Annotated in this window: 22 protein-coding genes and 1 CRISPR repeat array; of the genes, 3 read left to right on the forward strand and 19 right to left on the reverse strand. The window is 69.7% G+C overall.

The genetic code is table 11. The annotated features are described in order from the left end of the window. The first annotated feature begins 124 nt into the window (after positions 1–124). Positions 125–1732 carry an alpha/beta fold hydrolase gene (locus EF879_RS25950; RefSeq protein WP_199736614.1) on the forward strand — a complete coding sequence of 536 codons (1608 nt, stop codon included), beginning with the start codon at positions 125–127 and terminating at the stop codon, positions 1730–1732. 117 nt (positions 1733–1849) lie between these two features. Here the strand turns inward: EF879_RS25950 and EF879_RS25955 are convergent, their stop codons facing one another. Next, positions 1850–2794, reverse strand: coding sequence for an EamA family transporter (locus EF879_RS25955; protein ID WP_123563131.1), 945 nt, complete (start codon positions 2792–2794; stop codon positions 1850–1852). Between the two features lie 72 nt (positions 2795–2866). On the opposite strand from EF879_RS25955, the gene EF879_RS25960 reads away from it, so the two are divergent. Further along, positions 2867–3868 carry a LysR family transcriptional regulator gene (locus tag EF879_RS25960; RefSeq protein WP_123563133.1) on the forward strand — a complete coding sequence of 334 codons (1002 nt, stop codon included), beginning with the start codon at positions 2867–2869 and terminating at the stop codon, positions 3866–3868. A gap of 75 nt (positions 3869–3943) precedes the next feature. Here EF879_RS25960 and EF879_RS25965 read toward each other — a convergent pair whose 3' ends face one another. From EF879_RS25965 to modA, 18 genes are all read right to left on the reverse strand, one after another. Next, positions 3944–4453, reverse strand: a complete 510-nt coding sequence (locus EF879_RS25965) for a hypothetical protein (protein ID WP_148086556.1) — start codon at positions 4451–4453, stop codon at positions 3944–3946. After that, a complete protein-coding gene (locus tag EF879_RS25970; protein ID WP_148086557.1) occupies positions 4446–5258 on the reverse strand; it encodes a hypothetical protein in 813 nt (270 codons plus the stop codon). Before EF879_RS25970 ends, EF879_RS25965 begins: the two co-directional genes overlap by 8 nt. A 17-nt stretch (positions 5259–5275) precedes the next feature. Further along, positions 5276–5599, reverse strand: coding sequence for a hypothetical protein (locus EF879_RS25975; protein WP_123563139.1), 324 nt, complete (start codon positions 5597–5599; stop codon positions 5276–5278). 28 nt (positions 5600–5627) lie between these two features. After that, on the reverse strand, positions 5628–6371 hold the full coding sequence (locus tag EF879_RS25980; RefSeq protein ID WP_158624302.1) for a YbaB/EbfC family nucleoid-associated protein: 744 nt from the start codon (positions 6369–6371) through the stop codon (positions 5628–5630). Between the two features lie 899 nt (positions 6372–7270). After that, entirely contained in the window at positions 7271–8119 is an 849-nt protein-coding gene (locus EF879_RS25985; RefSeq protein ID WP_123563143.1) for an SDR family NAD(P)-dependent oxidoreductase, read from the reverse strand. Between the two features lie 38 nt (positions 8120–8157). Continuing rightward, positions 8158–8793, reverse strand: coding sequence for an isoprenylcysteine carboxylmethyltransferase family protein (locus EF879_RS25990; RefSeq protein ID WP_123563145.1), 636 nt, complete (start codon positions 8791–8793; stop codon positions 8158–8160). After that, positions 8790–9524, reverse strand: a complete 735-nt coding sequence (locus EF879_RS25995; protein WP_158624304.1) for a 4'-phosphopantetheinyl transferase superfamily protein — start codon at positions 9522–9524, stop codon at positions 8790–8792. The genes EF879_RS25990 and EF879_RS25995 overlap by 4 nt, the downstream gene beginning before the upstream one ends. Then, positions 9521–11212: an AMP-binding protein gene (locus EF879_RS26000; RefSeq protein WP_123563169.1), complete on the reverse strand. Its 1692-nt coding sequence runs from the start codon at positions 11210–11212 to the stop codon at positions 9521–9523. The genes EF879_RS25995 and EF879_RS26000 overlap by 4 nt, the downstream gene beginning before the upstream one ends. A 15-nt stretch (positions 11213–11227) precedes the next feature. Next, positions 11228–11458 carry an acyl carrier protein gene (locus EF879_RS27405; RefSeq protein WP_158624306.1) on the reverse strand — a complete coding sequence of 77 codons (231 nt, stop codon included), beginning with the start codon at positions 11456–11458 and terminating at the stop codon, positions 11228–11230. Positions 11459–11468: 10 nt separating this feature from the next. Further along, positions 11469–12083 carry a ferritin-like domain-containing protein gene (locus tag EF879_RS27410; RefSeq protein ID WP_158624308.1) on the reverse strand — a complete coding sequence of 205 codons (615 nt, stop codon included), beginning with the start codon at positions 12081–12083 and terminating at the stop codon, positions 11469–11471. After that, positions 12080–13180 carry an SDR family oxidoreductase gene (locus EF879_RS26010; protein WP_123563150.1) on the reverse strand — a complete coding sequence of 367 codons (1101 nt, stop codon included), beginning with the start codon at positions 13178–13180 and terminating at the stop codon, positions 12080–12082. The genes EF879_RS27410 and EF879_RS26010 overlap by 4 nt, the downstream gene beginning before the upstream one ends. Next, complete coding sequence (locus EF879_RS26015) at positions 13177–14178, reverse strand: aminoacyl--tRNA ligase-related protein (RefSeq protein ID WP_158624309.1); 1002 nt, start codon at positions 14176–14178, stop codon at positions 13177–13179. Before EF879_RS26015 ends, EF879_RS26010 begins: the two co-directional genes overlap by 4 nt. Beyond that, the gene (locus EF879_RS27415) at positions 14175–14435 is read right to left on the reverse strand and encodes a hypothetical protein (protein ID WP_158624311.1); all 261 of its coding nucleotides are present in this window, start codon (positions 14433–14435) and stop codon (positions 14175–14177) included. The genes EF879_RS26015 and EF879_RS27415 overlap by 4 nt, the downstream gene beginning before the upstream one ends. Then, positions 14425–15333: a diiron oxygenase gene (locus tag EF879_RS26020; protein ID WP_123563153.1), complete on the reverse strand. Its 909-nt coding sequence runs from the start codon at positions 15331–15333 to the stop codon at positions 14425–14427. Before EF879_RS26020 ends, EF879_RS27415 begins: the two co-directional genes overlap by 11 nt. After that, the gene (locus EF879_RS26025; RefSeq protein ID WP_148086558.1) at positions 15330–16301 is read right to left on the reverse strand and encodes a 3-oxoacyl-[acyl-carrier-protein] synthase III C-terminal domain-containing protein; all 972 of its coding nucleotides are present in this window, start codon (positions 16299–16301) and stop codon (positions 15330–15332) included. The genes EF879_RS26020 and EF879_RS26025 overlap by 4 nt, the downstream gene beginning before the upstream one ends. 383 nt (positions 16302–16684) lie before the next feature. Continuing rightward, complete coding sequence (locus EF879_RS26030; RefSeq protein WP_233604764.1) at positions 16685–17809, reverse strand: ABC transporter ATP-binding protein; 1125 nt, start codon at positions 17807–17809, stop codon at positions 16685–16687. Continuing rightward, on the reverse strand, positions 17806–18657 hold the full coding sequence (locus EF879_RS26035) for an ABC transporter permease (RefSeq protein ID WP_123563157.1): 852 nt from the start codon (positions 18655–18657) through the stop codon (positions 17806–17808). The genes EF879_RS26030 and EF879_RS26035 overlap by 4 nt, the downstream gene beginning before the upstream one ends. 4 nt (positions 18658–18661) lie before the next feature. Further along, positions 18662–19462 carry a molybdate ABC transporter substrate-binding protein gene (gene modA / locus EF879_RS26040; RefSeq protein WP_123563159.1) on the reverse strand — a complete coding sequence of 267 codons (801 nt, stop codon included), beginning with the start codon at positions 19460–19462 and terminating at the stop codon, positions 18662–18664. A 586-nt stretch (positions 19463–20048) separates the two neighbouring features. On the opposite strand from modA, the gene EF879_RS26050 reads away from it, so the two are divergent. Then, positions 20049–20381, forward strand: a complete 333-nt coding sequence (locus EF879_RS26050; protein ID WP_123563161.1) for a DUF6331 family protein — start codon at positions 20049–20051, stop codon at positions 20379–20381. Positions 20382–20555: 174 nt separating this feature from the next. Next, positions 20556–21072: a CRISPR direct-repeat array (repeat unit 29 nt; unit sequence GGGATCACCCCCGCGTGCGCGGGGAACAC). The last annotated feature ends 49 nt before the right edge of the window (positions 21073–21121 follow it).

A 21121-nucleotide genomic window follows, 5' to 3' on the forward strand; every position in this document is an offset into this window, starting at 1 on the left:
TGTTCTCCTCTCGTGCGACGGAACGGATTCCGTGACGGAGCCGATCTCAGCAAACACGACATTTCCCGTGCGTCACCAAAAACGGTGACGCAGAGGTGACCCGCTCTCTCCCAGGATGTCCGGCATGACGCAATTCCCGATATCCACCCGCCCGCCGACAGGCCGGCGGATGGTGACGACGCTGGTCGTGTCGGTCGCGGGGCTCGCCACGATGGTCGTGGGCGCGCCCACCGCTGCGGCACCGCCCTCCCCGGTCCCGACCGTACGCTGGCAGCCCTGTCCCGAGTACTCGGATGACGAGATCCGCGCCCGCGGCGTACGGGCCGATCGGATACCCGAGTTCCGGGCGTTGCTGGCCCGCACCGAGTGCGGCACCGTCACCGTGCCGCTGGACTACCGCCGGCCGACCGGGCGCACGATCAGCATCGCGCTGACCCGGCTCAAGGCCACGGACCAGAAGCGCCGCCTGGGCAGCATCGCGCTCAACCCGGGCGGCCCGGGCGGGCCCGGTTATCTCATGCCCATCGACATCGTGATGACCCACGCCGAGCACGCCCGCCTCAACGAGCGGTACGACCTGATCGGCTTCGATCCCCGCGGTGTCGGCTACAGCACGAACGTCGAGTGTCCACCACCGGAGGCAGCCGGGTCACCGCAGGCCGGGCCGTTGACCGAGGAGGCCGCCCGGCAGCGCTACGACGCGCAGGTACGCCACAACGTCTCCTGCGCCGGCTCCGATCCGGAGTTCCTGGGCCAGCTCACCAGCGCCAACGTCGCCCACGACCTCGACCGGCTGAGGAAGGCGCTGGGCGAGCGGCGGCTGAGCTTCCTCGGCGTGTCCTGGGGTACCCGGCTCGGCATGGTCTACCGCAGCCTCTATCCCGGCAAGGTGGACCGGATGTTCCTCGACAGCGTGGCGATGCCGCACTACCAGTTCGACATGTTCGACGACCGTCGGACCGCCGCCGCCGAACGCAACTTCGGCCGGATGGCGGAGTGGATGGCGGATCACGATGACGTCCTCCACTTCGGGACGTCCGCCGACGAGGTCCGGGCGGCGGTGGTGGCGCTCCGGCAGTCGTACGACGACGAGCCCCGGTCGTTCACCGACCTGCCCATGCCCGTGGACGGCTCGATAATCGCCAAACTGGCCAGTCAGGACTCCCGGGGCTGGCCAACGGCCGCCCGGGCGCTGGCCGAGTTGCGCGACGCCACCGGACCGACCGCTCCGCCGACGGTTCGGCAGATCTTCGGTGGCCAGTCGTCGCCATCCGAACCCGGCGTCAGCCGACCGGACAGGTTCAGCCCGACGATGCAGCAGGCGGTGATGTGCAACGAGGATTCCAGCCGACCCGACTTCGCCACCGCCTGGGCCGCCTACCAGCGTCGGCTCGCCGAGAACCCGGTCACCGGCCGGGCCACCGACTTCTCGGTACGCTGCGCCGGCTGGCCGCTGCCGGTCCAGGAGGTCCGGCTGCACCGCGCCGCGGGGTCACTCGTGCTGTCCGGACACCGCTACGAGATGATCTCCCCGTACGAGTGGACCGTCGAGGTCCAGAAACTCATCGGCGGGACCGTGTTCACCGTCGAGGATGACGTACACGGGTCGGTGCTGTTCGAGCCTTCCTGCGGCGCCGAGCTGGTCCGATACTTCGAGACCGGCCGGATCGGCACGGGATGCCCGGGTGCCGGCGGCCCGCCGCCGTTGGCGAGCGGCGGCGAGAACGCGTGAGGCGATAGCACGGCGTTGGCACACGACACGAGGGCCTCCGGTTGCTGGCGTGGTGCCCAGACGGCCCGCGCCACAACCGGAGGCCTTCGGCCGCAGGTCCGCGACGAGCGTTGTCAGTCAGGTACGCGATGCCGGTGACGGCGGCCCGCCCTGGACGGCGACACTGCGCGCGTCGGCGCCGGTTCGAGGTGGCGGTCCGACGCTGCGGGTTGAGGCCCAGAGGACCCCACCGATCACCAGGACGCCGCCGACGAGTTCCAGCCAGGCCGGAACCTCGCCGAGAAACGCCCATCCCGCCAGCAGCCCGGTGACGGGGACCAGCATGGAGAACGGGGCAACCGTGCTGACCGCGTGACGGGCCATGAGCCACACCCAGATCGCGGTGCCGAGGACCGTCCCCAACAGCACGGTGTAGGCGAGACCAAGCCAGGCAGGGACCGCGGCGGCGGAGAACGATCCCACGACGGCGTCCCCGATTCGGCCCGGGCCCTCGGCGACGAGCGAGATGGTGAACAGCGGCAGCGGCGGCACCACCGACATCCAGAGGGTGAGGTGCAGGGGGTTGGGTGCCGCCGCTTGACGGCTCGCCAGGTTTCCGACGGCCCAGCCGAGGCCACCCAGCACCACCAGGAGGAACGGGCCCCAGGCTCCGGCGGAGCCCCGGGAGACGCCGACGAGCGCGAGGCCGAGCACCGCGACCGCGACACCCACGATCCGGCCTGGCGTGATCCGCTCCCGGAGCAGGAGAGCTCCCAACACCACGCTGAACGGCGCGGAGGACTGGAGAACCAGCGAGGCGAGACCGGCGGGCAGGCCGGCGGCCATACCCAGATAGAGCCCGATGAACTGCACCGTCCCGAACCCGAGGCCGTAGGCGACCAGCCAGCGTGTCGCCACGGCGGGGCGGGGCACCAGCAGCACGGTCGGGATGGCGACGACGAGAAACCGCAGACCCGCCAGGAACAGCGGCGGGAAGTGCTCCAACGACGCGTGGATGGCGATGAAGTTGAGACCCCAGATGACCGACGTGAGCACCGCCAGGAGGACATGACGAGCGGGCATGACCTCGAGACTCCCCGCCCCCCATCGTTAAGTCCAGCGATAGTTTCTACACAGACGGATTAGGCTTCCTTCATGAACGCCGCCCACCTGGAGCTGCTTCGGGAGCTGTCGGTCCGCGGCAGCCTGGCCGCGGTGGCAGCCGCAACCCATCGCACCCCCTCGGCACTGTCCCAGCAGCTGCGTACCGCCGAGCGCGAGATCGGCGTGAAGCTCGTCGAACGCGTCGGTCGCAGGTTGCGGCTGACCCCGGAGGGCGAACTGCTGGCCGACAGCGCGGACGAGGTCAGCGCGGTTCTGGCCAGCGTGCGCGCCCGCCTCGACGCGGCCACGGGCCAACCGCGCGGAACGGTCCGGATCGGTGGCCTCCCGTCAGCCGGCGCCGCACTCCTCCCCCCACTGGTCCAGCGGCTGCGGACGAGCGAGATCGAGCTGGAGATGGACGACTTCGACCTCGCCGAGGTCGACTACGCCGCACGTACGCTCGACCTCGACATCGTCATCGCGCACAGTCTCACCGCCGAGTTCCCCAGCGGGAGTGAGGGACTGGTCCGACGTGTGCTCGCGCGCGAGCCGATCGATGTGGCGCTGCCCTCGGACCACCCGTTGTGCCGCTACGACCACGTGACCCCCGAACTCCTGCGGGGCACGACGTGGATCGGGGTACCCGAGGGATACCCCTTCGACACGGTTCTGCAGGCCGTTGAGCGCAGCAATGGCGAATCCCTGCGGAGGTTCGTCCGAATCAAGGACAATCAGCTCGTCGCTGAGCTGGTCCGCTGCGGTGCCGGCCTGGCACTGTTGCCGAGGTTCACCACGCAACCCGGGCGAGGGCTGGTGTTGCGGCCGCTCCGCGGCGTGCGGTCGGACCGAACGCTCTGTTCGCTCTCCCGGCCCGACCGTTACGCACGGCTGGCCGTACGGACGGTCGTCGACACGCTCGCCGCGATCGGGGCAGGGCTGTCCGGCGGGTCGCCGGATGCTCCGGCCAACACCCTTCGCCAGATCCGCAGCCCCGCCCCGAGCGGAGACGTACTCGACCGGGGGTCGTCCCAGGATGGCGGCACACGTCCGTAACCCCCGACCCCCGGACAGCCCGGGTGCGCCGCCGGTGACCGGGAACGGAACGGTACGTCACGTGGCACCGTCGTCCTATGCGGACAGCGCGGTGGTGGCGATCCGTCGGGCCCGGTCGCTGAGGACTCCCGAGAGCAGTGACGCGATCGTCAGCGGGACGGCCTTGACCAGAACGACATCGATCTGGAGCAGAGCCAGGACGATCGCGAGCAGAACAACGAGCCCCGCCCCGATCCACCCGGTCAGTCCCCCCGCGAGCGCAAACCCCGCCGAGGTGCGGGCCGTCCCGGTGGCGACGACGTCGCCGTGAATCGCCGCGCGACCAGTGACCAGGGCAGCGAGCAGCAGGATGGCGGCGACGGTCGCCACCGCGGCACCCACGACCACGAGCGGCAGGTCGTCGTCGCCGATCGACGCCACCGTCAGGAACCAGCCGATGGGCAGAAGAATCGCGAGGGCGACCACGGCGACCAGCAGAAGAGTCAGGTACACACGCCGCAGCCGACGCCCGCCACCGGGCGGCAGCGGGCGAGACTGCGCGTCGACGTGCCCTGCGTACGGGGTGGGGCCCTGGTGCTCAATCATTGGTCTTGATTCGCCAGTCCGTCGTGTCGCCGTCGCTGATGCTGCCGTCGCTGAAGTCGGAGGTGGTGGACTTCGGCCACTTGCCACCGGGGAACGCGGCGCTGGAGGCCAGGGTCTGCCGGAGGGACGTGAGGCTGTCCACCAGGGTGCCGACGTAGGCGACGAAGGCGGCGACGATGGCGGTAATCAGACCGACGACCTTGGCTGTCGAGGCGCCAGCGCCGGCGGCGGCGGGCGGCGCGCCGACGACGGTGGCTGCGGCGGCCGTCTCGGCCGTCAACTCGGCAACGAACATCGCCACCGCGATGACGATAGCGGCCCAGAGCCCGAAGATGCCGTACGCGGTCTTCTGCAGATTGCTGTCGATCGCGTCCGTCGCCGTCTTGATCGCATTGAGCGCATCCTTCTGGGAGGGCAGCACCTTGGAGTAGGCCTCGGCCGCCGGGCCCTGCCAGTGGTTGTCGATACGCATCTGCTCTTCGTTGATCTTGGCTGCCTGCTGGGTGGCGGGACCACCGACCTTCGCGGTCCAGTCATTGCCGGCCGACATCAGTCCGAACGGCCAGCCCGGGTTGAGGAAGATCTTGGCTATCTCCTCGAAGAACTTCTTGATCAGCTCGTTGAGCTTGTTCAGTGCGTTGTTCAGCTTCTGCGCCAAGGGAGGCGGCAGGATGCTTATGGCGCGATTGCAGCGGCTGAACAACGTCGTGCAATTCTTGCTGACGTCGTTGTTCAGCTTCTCCATCTTCGTCAGCTTCGCGCGGAACTCCCCCTCGGACATCACGGTCGGCGCAAACCCAACCATTGTGGTATTCCCCTTCCCTAGTAGATCTTCTTCATGCGGTGCACGGCCTTCTCCTCGTCGCGCGCGTAGCCATCAGCGGCGGTACGCAACGCGCCGGCGATGCTGTCGAAGTTGGCGCTGCCCTCCTTGAGCAGGCTGGCCATGCGCTCCTGCAGGTTGTTGTACACCTCGTCAAGGCCAACAGCGTGGGCGAGTCCGCTGAACTCGAACGTGCTGAGGGTGAGTCCGCGGGCCACCCGCTCCATCGCGTCGAGCTGGTCGGCCATACCCGCCCACGTACCCGCGTCGGTATAGAGCGCCTTGATCGAGGCGTCGATCATGTCCTTGCTCGGAGTACCCATCCCCGTGTCCTTCCTGTGACGTCTGTGTTCAGCGAATGAGGCCGACCTCGCGGAGGAGCGCCTCGGGGGAGGCGGTCAGCCGCCGCATCCGTTCCATCCCCGGCACGGTCTCGAAGACGCGTTGCCGCTCCTCCTCGACCGCCCGCCACGAGGCGGCCAGCGCGTCCCGGATCGCGTCGGCGATGCGTTCGTGGTGAGCGGACCGTAGCCACTCGTCATCGAAGTCGATCTCGGTGACGGTACCGCCGACGCTGGTCACCCGCACGGTGCGGGTGGGATTCGTCGCCGTCGTGCTCCGCGTGGCCGCACTCTCGGCGGCCTCCGCCATGCGGTCGAGATGCTCGAGAGCGCCATCGACAAGGTCGAGCAGATCCCGCATGGCATACATGGACTGCCGGGAGGAGGGGTCACCGACCTCCGCCCGCTCCAGCCGGTCAATCGTTGTCGGCTGCTGAGTGTCCGGCCCGCCCTCGAACGTCGAGGCTTCGGTGGCCCACGCCGTCAGCCGCTCGTTGGTCGCCGCCTGTACGGCGTCGATGACGGCAGGGCCGAGACCCGACATTCCTGTGATCCGCAGCCAGTCCCGGTCCAGACGCACCCGCACCGGCGCTCCGCTGCCGTCGATGGTCACCTCGACCGCACCGGCGCTGTCACCGCCCACGAATTCCGCCTCGGCCGCGGCGGCCGCGGCGGAGAGTTGGGCGGCGAGTTCCTCAGCCTGGCGCTGGAGGTCCCGCAGGCCGGCAAGGTCGACGTGGTCGTCTCTCCACATGGTTTCCGCTTCCGATGAGTTGTGACGTGGCAGGGAAGACCCTGGTGTCAAGGGCATACGGCTTCCCGACGGTCCCGGGGATGGTGACGCCGGCACGCTCGGTGTCCCGACCCTGGATCGGTCTCACCTCGTCCCGGGAGCCGACATGGTCAACAAGATAGGGCAGCTGATCGGGGTCCGGGGACCCCGGCCGACGCGCCCCGGGCGCCGCCGGCCTGCGCCTCGACCTCCCATCGCACCGTCGATTCCACCGAGTCGTCCGGTGGATCCGGTGGCGAGTGGGCATGACGCCGACCGGGTAGTGGACCCTGGGCCGAGGCGTCAGGGCCGCCTGCTCGGTGCGCCGGGCAACCCGGTCGGGGCTGAGTACGACGGTGCCGGGCCTCTCCTGGTCGGCGGCTGACGTCCGGGCACGGAGGTCGGCGTGGAATCGCGCGTCAGCGGACACGCACCCGCCAGCGTCGTCCACGTCATCCCGTCTCCCCCCAAGACTTCGCTTCGCCGCAGTGGCACGGGCGTACGGCAACCGCAGAGACGATGCCAGACGAGTGCACACCATCTGCACATTTATTGCGCGAATGGCGATGGGCGCCGCAATGTCCGCGCCCTCGACGTCGTGTGTTCGCCCCGGGACCAGGGGCAGCGAACGTGACTGCCGTCCCTGTCGGTCAGTCGGTATCCCGACCCAGGATCGGTCTCACCTCGTCCTGGGAGCCGACATCGTCAACAAGATAGGGCAGCTGATCGAGGTCCGGGACCCCGGCCGACGCGCCCTGGGCGCCGCCGCCCTGTGCCTCGCCCTCCCATCGCGCCGTCGAGGCCACCCGAGTCGTCCTGTGGAGCCGGTGGCGAGTGGGCCTGCCTCATGGCCGGGTTCCCCCTCGTGGATGGTGGACGGGTCAGGACGGTCGGGGTGTCAGGAACATCCGCCGCACCATCGCGTCGACGACCGCGTCCGGGAGCAGGCGTCGGGTGGCGATGACGAAGCGGCACATGACGCCGACCGGGTAGTGGACCCTGGGCCGAGGTGTCAGGGCCGCCTTCTCGATGCACCGGGCAACCCGGTCGGGGCTGAGCACGAAGGTGCCGGGCCTGTCCTGGTAGGCGGCTGACATCCGGGCACGGAGGTCGGCGTGGAATCGGGCGTACGGCCCCGAATCGCTGCCGGCCGGGATCGTGGTGTTGGCCTTGTCGGAGAACGGCGTGGCGATCGGGCCGGGCTCGACGGCGGTGACCGTGATCCCGAAGGGGCGCAACTCCATGCGCAGGGCGTCGGTGACGGCCCGTACGGCGTGCTTCGACGCGTGCAGCGCTCCGGTTCCGGGCAGGACGAAGTACGCGCCCATCGCCGAGACGTTGACCACGCGTCCCCGGCCCCGCGCGCGCATGCCCGGCAGCACGAGCTGGGTCAGTCGTACCAGCCCGAACAGGTTCGTCTCGAACTGGTGGCGAATGTGGTCGACCGACAGCGTCTCGATCGCGCCCTGGAGCCCGTAGGCGGCGTTGTTGATGAGAATTCCCACGGCGCCGTGGTCGTGCTCGACCCGCTTGACCGCCGCCATCATCGACTCCTCGTCGGTGACGTCCAACCCGAGGGTGACGGCTCCGGCGGCGGCCAGGTCGGCGAGGGTGTCCGGATGTCGGGCCGTCGCGTACACCGGATAGCCGGCGCTCCGGAAGCGAAGCGCGGCGGCACGGCCCACCCCCGACGAGCAGCCGGTGATCAGCACAGCGGGTAGCGGCGACATGAGATGTTCTCCCTCACTCGGTGCCAGGGCGGGCTGTTCTACCGCGACACTGGTTCGGCGAGGGCGGGGTCGGTGGCCGCCGGCGGCGCAGCTGCCGGCTCGATGTCGCGCGACCTGGTCAGTCGGGGTATGAACCGGCCGGTGCGCCGCATGTACCGCTGGTAGTCCGGCCCGAATTCGGACGCGCTGAGGCGCCGCTCTTCGCCAGCGGCGGTAATGGTCAGCGCCGTGAACATGTAGCAGGTCAGGAAGAGCGTGCTCCAGTGCGGGAAGAACACCAGGGTCGACAGGTAGAGCAGGAGATAGGAGGAGTAGAAGGGGTGACGGATGTACCGGTACGCGCCATGGGTCACGACGTGCTGCGGCACGTCGTCGTCCTGGTGGTACCGGGCCAGCGGGATGCGGTGGGTTCCCCAGGTGAGATACATCAACGCAATCGAGGCAACACCCAGCGTCACCGCCACCAGATCCCGCGCCGTGGTCCAGCTCGCCGGAGCCATCGGCGTCACGTCCGCCACGTAACCGGCGACCACCAGTAGTGGTCCGATGAACAGCGGCAGACTGGTGAGCCACCAGCGCGCGGTGAACCGGCCGTCCCGGCGGAAGAACCAGATCGTCAGCAGGCCGATGGAACTGAAACCGAGCAGGATCAGCAGCAGGACTGCCGAATTCATGGCTGTCTCCCTTCGTACGCCGATGACCGGGCGGACGCATCCGAGGAGGCCACCAGGTCGGTGGCGAGGCGCTCCCGAACCGGCAGCGGGCGGTCGGTGAGGACGGTGAGCGCGGCCCGGTAGCCGGCTGGCGGGGTGAGGTCGGTGATCGTGGCGGCGATCCGCGGGCGACCGGCGTAGGCCAGCAGGCGCGGCGGGGCGTCCGGGGGCGTGAGCGTGACCGCACGCAGCGCGGCGAGGCCGTCGCCGGTGGCCTTCACCACCGACTCCTTCCTCGTCCAGCAGCGGAAGAAGTCCTCGGTCGAGTGCACCCACCGGGCTTCGCGGTCAGGGCAGATGTAGCGCAGCATCCGTTGGTACTCGATGCTGGTCACCCGTTCGACGTCGATTCCCACCGGTCCGACCCGCGTCACCACGACGGCCGCCACCCGCGACGAGTGGGACACGGACACGTGCAGCCGGTAGCCGGGAATCCGTGGCTTGCCGTGCGGCTGCCCGCACTGACGACAGGCACGGTCGATCCGTACCTCGCGGGGCGTGGCGTCCAGGACCGCGGCGGCGGCGGTGCGCAGAAGGACCACGCCAAGCACGAACCGGTCGCGGTCGTCGCCACGGCGGTAGCCGGCGTACCTCGCGCGCTCGGTTTCGTCGAGCAGATCGAGGTGGTGTGGTCGGAGCAGGTCGGTGCTGCCCCACCACACGTCGCAGCCGAACTCGGCGTGGGGCGTCACGTCGCCGTACCTGCCGGTGCGAGGTCGGGGTCGATGGTGACGTCGGTCAGCGAGCCGGCCCGCAGTTGTTGCCAGAGGAACCGGCGCCGCGGTTTGCCACTGGAGGTACGCGCGACGAGTCCTCGACGGCCCACGATGATGGTGATCTGCGGCTCCGGGCCGAGTTCCTCACGGAGGAGCCGACGCGCGCGCGGTACCCAGTCCAGATCTTTGGCCTCGGCGAACAGCGCGACCCCCTGTCCGCCGCTGTGGACCATGCTGACCGCGGCGACGCCGCTCTTGGGGAGGCCCGTCGCCTCCGCCACCCGGACGTCCAGGTCCTCCACGAAGACGTTCCGGCCACGCAGTTTCAGGCTGTCGCCCATCCGACCAAGGACGTACAGCTCACCGTCGTGAACGAAGCCCGCATCGCCGGTGCGGAGCTCGCGGCCCACAAACCGGGTCGACCCCTCGTGGTCGGCGCCGCGGTAGCCGGCGGCGACGGACGGGCTGCTCACCGCGATCTCGCCGACATGACCAACCGGGAGCGGTTCCCCGGCGTCGTCGAGGATCCGGATGTGCACGCCCTCGCTCTCCGGCGGGTATCCGTGGCCGACGAGCCAGCCGGTTTCCTCCAGCGGTACGTCGCCCAGCCGGCCGGCGCCCAGAACCGGGGCCGGGGCGCCGAACGACAGGCCGCTCCAGTCCACCCGCGTCATCCGAGGTGCCTCATCGTGCGCGGCGAAGGAGACCGCGAGGGTGTGTTCGGCGAGGCCGTAGGCGGGGGTGAACCCCCGCGGCGTGAATCCGGCCGGCTCGGCGTGGCGCGCGAACCGGTCCAGCACGGTGGCGTCCACCATCTCGGCGCCGACCACGGTCGACCGCATGCCGGAGAGGTCCAGGGTCGCCAGGCGGGCCTGCGGCACCCGGCGGACCGCATACTCGAAGGCAAAGGAGGAGGCCGCGGAGAGGGTGGCCTGCCCGGGCGCGAACAGTGCCAGCCACCGGGCCGGGTCGCGGATGAACTGATCCGGCCGCATCAGCCACAGGTTGGTCTGCCGTGCCACGGACGCGAGGAGGCAGCCGATGAGGCCCATGTCGTGATGCAGCGGGAGCCAGGACGCGCATCCGTCGTGGTCGCTCCACTCGACCCGTCGCTGGATGAACCCGAGGTTGGCGTCGATGTTGGACCAGGTGACCCGTACGGCGCGGGGCACGCCGGTCGAGCCGGAGGTGAACTGGAGCAGCGCGGTCGTGCCGGGCGGCTGGAGGGTGCCCGGTTCCTCGGCCGGGCGGGGGGTCCACAGCACGTCCGGCAGCCCCGCCTCGACGGCCGCGCGCCGGACCGGGCCGGCCAGCTCCGGGCTGGTGACCACCACCACCGGTGCGGCCTGACGCAGGATCGCGGCGGTATGCGCCGTGTACTGCGCCTCCGGCTGGAACGGCGTGGGTGGCGGCAGGATCGACACGGTGGCTCCGCACGCCCACGCCCCGAAGAGGACCGCAAGGCAAGTGTGACTAGCGGGTATCCCGACGCACACGACGTCGTCGGCGGTCACGCCGCGGGCCCGTAGTGCGGCGGCGATCCGCAGGGCGGACGAGGCGAGCTGCGAGTAGCTGGTGTACCGCCAGCCACCATCCGGCCCGTCGGCGAGATGAACCCCCCGACCGTCGATGGGGTCGGTGAGCCAATCCGTGATCAACGGCATCGCCATGCTCCCGAGCTACTGCGACCGCAACGCCTCAACGAGTTCGCCGAGCGTGTTGATCCGGCTGAGCTCGGCCTGCGACAGCATGACGTCAAACTCCTCCTGCAGGTCGACGACCATTTCGACGAGGAGCATGCTGTCCAAGGCCAGATCCCGGATCGTGGTCTCGGGCGTCAGCTCGGCGACCCTGACCGGGACCGTCGCCCGGATGTGCTCGGCCACCTGCTCGAACGTGACTGCGGGCACGACGTACCTCCTAGTGGCTTTCCTGCTTCCCGGCGGCCAGGGCGGAGAACTCGATGTCGGCCGGCTCGTCCGCGCCGTCGGTGGGAAGCAGCGCGAACCGCTCGGCGTACTCGGCGAGGCCCTCGGCGTAGATGGCACGATCGGCCTCGGTGTATCGCTGGACCGTTCGCGCGACCTCTTCCTCGCCGTACTTGCCGGCCAGGCGCTGGAGTTCGTCCCGGACGTACTGCACGTGCCAGCGCTCGTCGAGCATGATCTTTTCGATGGTCGCCTTCACCACCGGGTTCAGGTTCGGAATGCGCAGATGCTGGCGGTAGTGACCGATGACCCGCTTCTCCAGCACGTTGGTGGCCGCCATCACCTCCATGACGTTGGCCGGCAGGCCGACCGCGTCCAGGTACTTGTCCTGGTACGCGCGGTGGAGCTTGATCGGCCGGTGTCCCAGCTCCGTGATGCAGTCGGTCCAGAGCCGGGAGTGGTTGGCCTCGTCGGAAAAGTGGTGGGTAACGTCCTTCTGCAGCGGGCCGCGGATGAAGCGGGACACGTGCCCGAAGAACAGTGCGGCGCTGATCTCAGACGACCGGTAGAAGCTGAGCAGCCACAGGTCGTTCTCGCTCAGCGTCATGGAGCCTCCTGCTGGGTCTTGCCCCACCTCGTCCGAACCAGGTGGGAGACGGTGGATGTGACCAACGGGATGGATTTCGGTGCGGCACAGCCCGGCCACGCGGAGCGGAGCGCGTCGGTCTGGAACGTCTTGGGCCGGTAGAGCTGCCCACCGAATGGCGCGACCGTGCCGAGGACGTCGCTGAGCACCGCCTGTCGCATGCTGCGGGCGGCCGAGGTGAGTCGGTCGAACGCGGGTTCATCGCAGTAGATGGGGCGAAGAATCCGGCGCCGCCGAAACCAGTCGTCGCTCTCGAAGACGGCGAACGCGGCGTCGATGACGGCACCGAGCGCGGGTGTGTCGTCCGGATCGGCGCAGACGTGGAAGACCCCGCGGGGTGCCCGGTCGTCGAGCAGGTGCGCCACAGCGTCGGAGACGAACGCCGCAGTGGTGACGCTCAGTGGCGTCGCCGGGTTACCGGGGACCAGGCCCAACAGGCCGTAGAAGAACAGCCTGAGGGTGTGGTGGAAGGCGTTGTACTGGGTCACCCGCCCGCTGTCGTCGTCGGCGATGACCGTCGGCAGCCGGAGCACCGACACCGGTAGGTGGGCGTACTCGCCGAAGACCCGCTCCTCGGCCGCCCACTTGGACCACTCGTAGTGGTTGACGAAGCCGCGGTCGTCCAGCCGGTGTTCGGCGACCGGGCCTTCGTGCCGGCCGGAGACGTACAGCGTGGAGAGCACCAGGTACCGGTCGAGGTTTACGCAGGTGGCGGCGAAGTCGCAGACGGCGGCGGTACCCTCCAGGTTCACCTGCCGCGCGCTGTCCCGATCGACGTTGAACCGGGTGATCGCCGCGGTGTGCACGATCCGGCGTACGGTCGCGGGGTCGACGTCGACGAACGGCTTCGGCTGTCGCAGGTCGGCCGCGACGACCCTGATCCGGCCCGGCGCTGCGTCGAACGCGGTGGCCGCCCACTCCCGCTTGGTGGCGAGCTCCGTGTCGTCGGCGGCGCGGACGGCGAGCACCAGCGGATCGTCGGTGCGGGCGAGCAGGGTCGACACCACCCGACGACCGAGATAGCCATCCGCGCCGGTGACCATCGTCGCGCCGGTCACTCCGACCTCCCCGCGCCGGACGCGGCGACGGTCGGCCGGACCACGGACGCCTCCGCCACGACGGTCCGCGAGGCGGCCACCAGATCTGGCCAGTCGGCGGGATCGGAGCCGTGCTGGTCGGTGATGGCAAACAGCCACCGTTCGAGCCCGAAGGCCAGGCAGCCGCTGTACGCCGGCTTTCCGTCGCGCGACAGGTCGAAGCGCTCACCGAAGTGGTCGTGGTGCAGGTTCACCGACGCGATGGCCAACCCTGCACCGTAGGTCGCCTCGTGCTTCACGGGCTGGACGAGTTGCATCAGGTACTTCGGGTTGCGCATCGGCTGGAAGAATGGATCGGTGGCCTGCTGCCACGCGATCGGTAGGTCAACAAGTCGGGTAAACCGGTTGACCACCCACCGCGCCCGGTCCAGGAACTCACCGACCTCGGCCCGGGTACCGATGCAGACCACCTCGCGCATCGTGAAGCTCCACTGCCGCCGCAACGGCCGGTACGACTCCTCGTGACGGAAGCAGGTGTTTCGGGTGGTCAGGTAGCGGGGCCGGGTCAGCCGCTCACCCTCGTGATGCTGGTAGAGGTGGTAGCACGCGGCGGGGGTGAGCACCGCGGAGATGGGCGCCAGTCGGGTGGGGGCGACGTGCCCGGCGTCGTCCACGACCGGTCCGTTGAGAAAGTCCTCGACGTTGGCCTCGCTGCTGTCGAGCGTCACCGGGAACGTAGCCTGGTGGGGAAACGAGCGAAGATAGTCCAGTCGCGCGATGCACTCGGCGGACAGGAAGGCCGGATGGCTTTCGTCCTCGGCATGCCACACGTCAGCCAGGCGGCGGAACGCCTGGTCGCACTCCTCGGCCAGCTTCCACAGCGGGCCGAAGAGGCTTGCCTGCCCGTGTGTCGCGTGCCAGCGCAAACCGATCTGGGCCAGCCGGCATGGCACCCCGGGCCCCTCGGCCGACGTGTCGTCTGTGGTCACCCCGTCGGTGCGCGTCTCGGCCGTACTCACGGGGCCGACTCCGGTACGCAGACGAACCGGACCATCGCGTCCAGGCTTCCGAAGTTGTCGAGGTTCAGGTGCTCCACCTCGATCGGCGCACCGCGAAGCCGCTCGAGCAGCAGCAGGAGTTCGGGTAGGTGTACCGATCGCAGGTAGCGCTGCTCGAACAACGCCGTCGAATCGGCCAGTTGCTCGGGATCCAGCCCGCTCGCCTTTTTCAGCACCCAGTCCCGCAAAACCGCCCGGGTCTCGGCCTCAGTACGCATCGTGTGGCTCCTCGCTCAGGATCCCGGTGGAGATAAGAAACTTGACGCATCCAGCAGACACCCGGCGCCGCAGGTCACGCTGGTACGGTGTCGTCCAGGCGGTCTCCGCGAGCTCCCAGGGTTCGGGCAGATTCACCTCGGCGTAGACGTCCGGGTTGTAGAACTCCCGCCAGGTCATGACGAAAAACTGGCTGAGGTAGTCACGCACGTCGTCGACCTGCTCGGCGGTCAGCTCGGCTGTGCACACCTCCCAGAGCACGGCGAGCAGCCGGCGCCCGAAGACCAGGTGCCGCGCCTCCTCGTAGTGATGGTTGTGGTTGATGAACCGCGCCACCGGGTGAAGGCGTCCATCGCGCGCCTGCACCCGGTTGTAGTAGTCGACGATTTCCTCGAAGATCAGCGTCTTTGCGAAGAACAGCAGGTCCTCGACGTGCTGCGGACGTGTCTCCGTACCGGCGATCTGGCGGCTGCGGTAGATGCGCGCATACTTCCGGCAGAACTGACCAAAGTAGATGCTGTGCTTGTTTTCCTCGTCGAGGAAGTGGTGCAGGTAGTCGGCGACGCCCAGGAGGTCCGGCCGGTAGAGCCGAGCCGCGAGTCCACGCATCAGGCTCTTTTCGCCGTGGATGTTCAGGCTGTAGAAGTTGGCCGCCTCCTGGAATGCCAGCCGCCGCCGAGCCGGCTCGTCCAGCTCGTCCCACATCCGCGTTCCGTACAGGCTGACATACTCCGGGCTGCTGAACCACTCCTCGTCCGGCCGCACCGTCTCCGGCCACTCCGACAGGGCGGTGTACGGGTTTTGGTACGAGCGCCGCGACAGGTGGCTCAGTCTGGCCACCGTGTCGTCGATGGATGCCAGCGCTGTGCTGAGCGCACTCCCGGCTGCTGCCTTTGTCATGACACCGCCTCCGTGGCCTGCAGAATCGCGCACTGCCAGTTGAGCCCGTGTCCGGCCGCCACCAGGGCCAACCGGTGGCCGGGACGCAACCGGCCCGAGTCCACCAACGCCTGAAGATTGATGATCGTGTCGGCGGAGACCACGTGGCCTGCCCGGGCGACCGACGGCAACCAGACCCGGGACTCCGGCACCCCCAGCAGCCGCGCGAACACCTCCCACGCCGCCGGGTTGGCGTTCTGCGCGACCACCCAGTCCAGGTCCCCAGCCGTGAGTCCCGCCTTTTCCAAGGCCTCCACGACCACCCGGTGGGTATAGGTGAAGAAAGCCCCAACGATCTCGTCGGCACCGGCAAGGCCGAGACCACCGTTGGTGATCTGGTGACCGGCGATGATGCGGAACGCGGCCGGCTGTCGGCTCACCACGCACGCCGCGGCGCCGTCGGAGATCAGGTTGTACGCCTGTTCGTACATCGCGCCGTCGGGCAGACGGTCCGCGGTCACGCACAGCACCCGCCGCCAGTCCGACTCGATCGCCAACAGGGCACGGGCCAGGTGCAGCGATCCGAGCAGACCCGTACACGCCTGCTGGTTGAGACCGACGACAACCGCACCGTCGAGGTCGAAGTCCACCTGCAGCCGGCTGCCCGGAAAGTCCATCAGGTGCGCGATGTCGCGGGTACGACGCGCGGTGTCCAGGTCACCGACGGTGCCGTTCGTCGGCAGCGCCGTCGCGTAGATGATCGCGTCCACGTCGCGCAGCCCGCCGGCCGCCGCGATCCGGGCGGTCGCCGCCCGTGCGAGGTCATAGGCGGAGGTCGTCGGATTGCAGACGTGGTGCACGGCGAACCCGGCCTCGGCAAGGTCCCGCGGCTCCGACCGCAGCCTGCCGTTTGCCGCCGACGTGGCCAGATCGATCCGTCGCTCCCCCAACGCATACGCCAGACAGCCGACGAACGCGTTCCCGCTCAACGGCGACCGTCCCCAACCAGCGGACACGCACCCGCCAACATCGTCGTCACCTCGTCTCCCCCAAGACTTCGCTTCGCTGCATTGGCACGGGCGTACTGCAACCGCAGAGACGGTGCCAGGCCGGCGCACACCCTCCGCACATCTCCCGCCCAAGTGGCGATGGGCGCCGCAGGGTCCGCGCCTCGACCTCGTGATCGCCCCGGGACCAGGGGCAGACCGGATCGGTGCTGTCCCGACCGTCGGGCTCTCGGACTGGACGAGTACGTCCGACGCCTGGTCAGTGGCTGTGGAGGAAAAGGGATCTGGTGGTCGGTTGGCCGGTGGCGCGTTGTGCCAGGCGGCAGCGGTCGTCGCGAGAAGGCGTTGATTGCCGTCCCTGTCGGTCAGTCCGTCCCGGCCGTTCGGGGGCTTCCCGCCGGGTAGACGCGGGTCTCGGTGGCCTTGACCGCGGCCCAGAGGGGTTGTCCCGGGGCGAGGTGCAGGTGGGCGGCGGCGGCCGGGGTGATGTCGGCAGCCACGTCGACGGGGCCGGCGAGTTGGATCCGCAGGTTGTCGCCGTGGCGTTGGATGCCGGTAATGGTCGCGGGCCAGACGTTGCGGGGGCTGCCGTCGGGGCGGAGCGGGTAGAGGGCGACGGCGGATGGTGGGAAGGCGACGAAGACGTCTCCGTCGTGGCGGTCGGCGATGGTGAGGACGAAGTCGGCACCGATGCGTACGGTGTGGCCGTCGGCCCAACCGCGGTGCAGGTTGAGCCCGACGAGCCGGGCGACGTAGTCGGTGCGGGGTTGCGCGGTGATGGTGCCGGCGTCGCCCTCCTGCACGATCCGACCGTGCTCGACGATGACGAGCCGGTCGGCGAGGACGAGGGCGTCGAGCGGGTCGTGGGTGACCAGCAGGGTCGCGCCGGGATGTTCGGCGAGGTGGCGTTGCAGTTGGGCGCGGGTGTCGAGGCGGGTACGGGCGTCGAGGGCGGCGAGCGGTTCGTCGAGCAGCAGCAGTGCCGGGTCGACGGCGAGGGCGCGGGCCAGCGCGACCCGTTGGGCCTGCCCGCCGGAGAGCTGCCGTGGCTTGTGGCGGCCGTAGTCGGCCAGCTCCATCCGGTCGAGCCATTCCGCGGCGCGCTGGCGGGCCTGTCGCCGGTCCAGTCCGCGCCGGCGGGGGCCGAACGCGACGTTGTCCAGGGCGCTCAGGTGGGGAAAGAGCCGGTAGTCCTGGAAGACGACGCCGATCGGGCGTCGCTCGGTGGGTGTCCACCGCCGGGCAGCGGGGCGGTCGAGGTCCTGACCGGCGAGGGTGATGTGCCCGGCCGACAGCGGTAGCAGGCCGGCGAGGGTACGCACCGCGGTGGTCTTGCCGGCGCCGTTCGGACCGAGAAGTGCGACGACCTCGCCCGCATTGATCCGCAGTGCCACGTCGAGCCGGAAGCTGTCGCGTACGACGACGAGGTGCGCGTCGAGCATCGGCGTACCGGTGTCGGGTTCGGCTCTGGTGACGGTGAGGGCGGTCATGGGCCGGTGATCCAGCGGTCGCGGAGGCTGGCGAGGATGGCGACGGAGACGGTGAGCAGGATGAGGCTGAGCACGATCGCGGCCTCCAGGTCGGTCTCCAGGGCAAGGTAGACCGCCAGGGGCATGGTCTGGGTACGGCCGGGAAAGTTGCCGGCGAAGGTGATGGTGGCACCGAACTCGCCGAGGGCGCGGGCCCAGCACAAGACGGCTCCGGCGGCGACACCAGGGGCGACGAGTGGCAGGGTGACGTGGGTGAAGGTGGTCCACCGGCCGGCGCCGAGGGTGGCGGCGGCCTCCTCGTAGCGGGTGTCCGCGCCACGTAGTGCGCCTTCGACGGCGATGATCAGAAACGGCATGGCGACGAACGCCTCGGCGAGGACGACCCCGGTGGTGGTGAACGGCAGCGTGATGCCGAACGTCGAGTCGAGCCAGGAGCCGAGCAGTCCCCGGCGGCCGAAGACGAGCAGCAGGGCGACGCCGCCGACCACGGGTGGCAGCACGAGTGGGACGGTGACCAGGGCCCGTACGAGGCGGCGGCCCGGGAACTCGACCCGGGCGAGCAGCCAGGCCAGCGGTACCCCGAGGGCCAGGCAGAGCAGCGTGGCCGTGGTCGCCGTCTCCAGCGACAGCCGCAACGCGGTGAGGACGCCCGGTTCGGTGAGCCGCCGCGGCAACGTGGTCCAGGGTGTGCGTACCAGCAGCCCCAGCAGCGGTAGGACCAGGAAGAGCAGGCCCAGCGCGGCTGGCAGGAGCAACGCAAGCGGGATCCGACCGTCGCGCCGGCGTCGCTGCGGCGACCCGGCCTCGTCCGGTCGGGCCGCAGGTCGCGTGTCGTCGGTACGGAACACCGGTTTACGGGGCCTGGAAGCCGGCCTCGGTGAGGACGCGCATCCCGGCGTCTGAGCGCACGTAGGCGACGAACGCCTGCGCGGCCGTCCTGTTGGGGGCATTCTTCAGGACGACGATCGGGTAGTCGTTGATCGCCCCGGCGGATTCGGGAAACTCGATCCCGTCGACGTCGGCGGCGGCGGACGTCGCGTCGGTGCGGTAGACCAGCGATGCGTCGACCTCACCGAGCCTCACCTTCGACAGGGCGGCCTTGACGTCCTGCTCGAGCGTGACCGGGGTGAGTTTCACACCGGCGGCGTCGAGAGCCTTCCTCGCCGCCGCACCGCACGGCACCTGCTCGGCGCAGAGCGCGACCTTGACGTCGGGCTTCGTCAGGTCGGCCAGCCCGGTCACCCCGTCCGGGTTGCCCCTGGGTACGGCGATGACGAGCTGGTTGCGCACGAACGTGATCGGGGCACCGTCGCCGTTGCCGGCGTCGGTGACGGCCCTCATGTTCGCCGGCGCCGCGGAGGCGAACACGTCGGCCGGAGCACCCTCGTTGATCTGGGTCGCCAGTGCGGAGCTGCCGGCGAAGCTGAACGTGACCTTCACCCCGGGATTCGCCGCCTCGAAGTCCTTGCCGATCTGGGTGAACGACTCGGTCAGCGACGCCGCCGCGAACACCGTCACCGTCCCGGAAACCCCCGAGCTGCCGCCGGCCCGCGAACCCGGCTCGGCGGCGTCGTCACCACCACAGCCGGACAACCCCACCACCGCCGCGGTGGCGAGTGCGGCCAGGGTGGTACGGAATCGTCGTGCCCTCACAGACTGCTCCTCCCCCGTCGATCACCCGGTGCCCGTGTCCGTCCCGGACGGCTGGTAGGTGCCCGGCTCGACCCAACGCCTGACCGTGTCCACGCTGACCTCGAACAGCTCGGCGGCCTCACCGAGGCGAAACACCGTCACCCGGACACCGTAGCTGGCCGCAACTGCCACGTATAAGTGCCCGAACGGCTCGCATTCACCGGCAAACCTAGCCAGTTTTCCCTCGCATCTGCAATCGACGTGGTGGCCATCAACGCACCGCTGCATCCCGAGACCGCAGGACTCGTCGACAACACACTGACCGGCGGCACGAGACGCGGCGCGTATTCGATCAACACCGCTCACGCGAGGACCTGCGACCGCGACGGGCGTCGACCGCACCCTGCGAAGCGGCCAGCTCGCCGGGTACGCCACGGACGTGCGGCACACCAACCCGCCCCCCCGGACCACCCGGGCGAACCATGCCGTGCCAGGGGACGACCCCCGCACGTCGCCGGATCGCCACTGTCCGGCCAGGCCCGCGACACCGGTGACGGCGCTAGCATCGGCTACCCGTCACCGGTGCGGGCTCGCGGAAGGAGCGTCGATGGGGGAGGTCTCGGTCGACATACCAGCGCCCCTGAGCGAGGGCATCATCTTCTGCGAGGTCGAGTGTGTCCGCGCGTGCTGCGGCATCGACGCCGTCTCCACCGATCCCGCCCTCATCGAGGCGTGGTGCCGTCAGGTGGGGTCGGCCGTGGTGGTCGAGGCTCGCCGTCAACTCGCCGAGCTGGTCACGGTGGTCGAGGACCGCTCGCACCGCGTCACGTCGACATTCCTGAACCACTACACAAGCGACGAGGCGGCACGGCGTCAGTTGCTGGACTTCCTGGCCGCGTTCGACGCGGGACTAGCGGCCTGCGCCGCGTCGCCACCGTAAGGTGGTGGGCGGATGACTGAAGCATCGGCCCGCGCGCGTACAAGCGACGATGCCCTGGGCGTCGGGCGCCTGGCGGCCGGTGCTTCCAGGTCCTGGTTTCGGCAGCGCCCCTGGGTCGTGGATCTGGTTGTGGTGCTCGCCGTCTTCACCTACAACCTGCCGATCCAGGTGAGTTGGATCACCCCCGCGTGCGCGGGGAACACACACGCTGGCGGTCTGGTCGACGATCGCCAACGGGATCACCCCCGCGTGCGCGGGGAACACGACGTGTTCGGCGGGGATGCCCCGGCGGGTCAGGGATCACCCCCGCGTGCGCGGGGAACACCAGCTGGCGCTGTGGCGGTCGCCGCTGTCGGTGGGATCACCCCCGCGTGCGCGGGGAACACCGACCGGATGGCCAGAGAGGCCGATCGGCGGGGGGATCACCCCCGCGTGCGCGGGGAACACGACGAACGGTGGCATCCGCTCGCCCGGGACTGGGGATCACCCCCGCGTGCGCGGGGAACACGTAGCGGCATCGCCCGCGAGGTGGCTCGTACCGGGATCACCCCCGCGTGCGCGGGGAACACAGTAGGATCCTGGTATACGAGCGCGACCCCGAGGGATCACCCCCGCGTGCGCGGGGAACACCCGGAAGGGTTCGGCGAAGGGTTCCCGGAAGGGGGATCACCCCCGCGTGCGCGGGGAACACTTCAGCGGCGACGTGAACATCATCGACGAGGCGGGATCACCCCCGCGTG

It is taken from the genome of Micromonospora sp. HM5-17 (assembly GCF_003762835.1).
Lineage (GTDB): Bacteria > Actinomycetota > Actinomycetes > Mycobacteriales > Micromonosporaceae > Plantactinospora.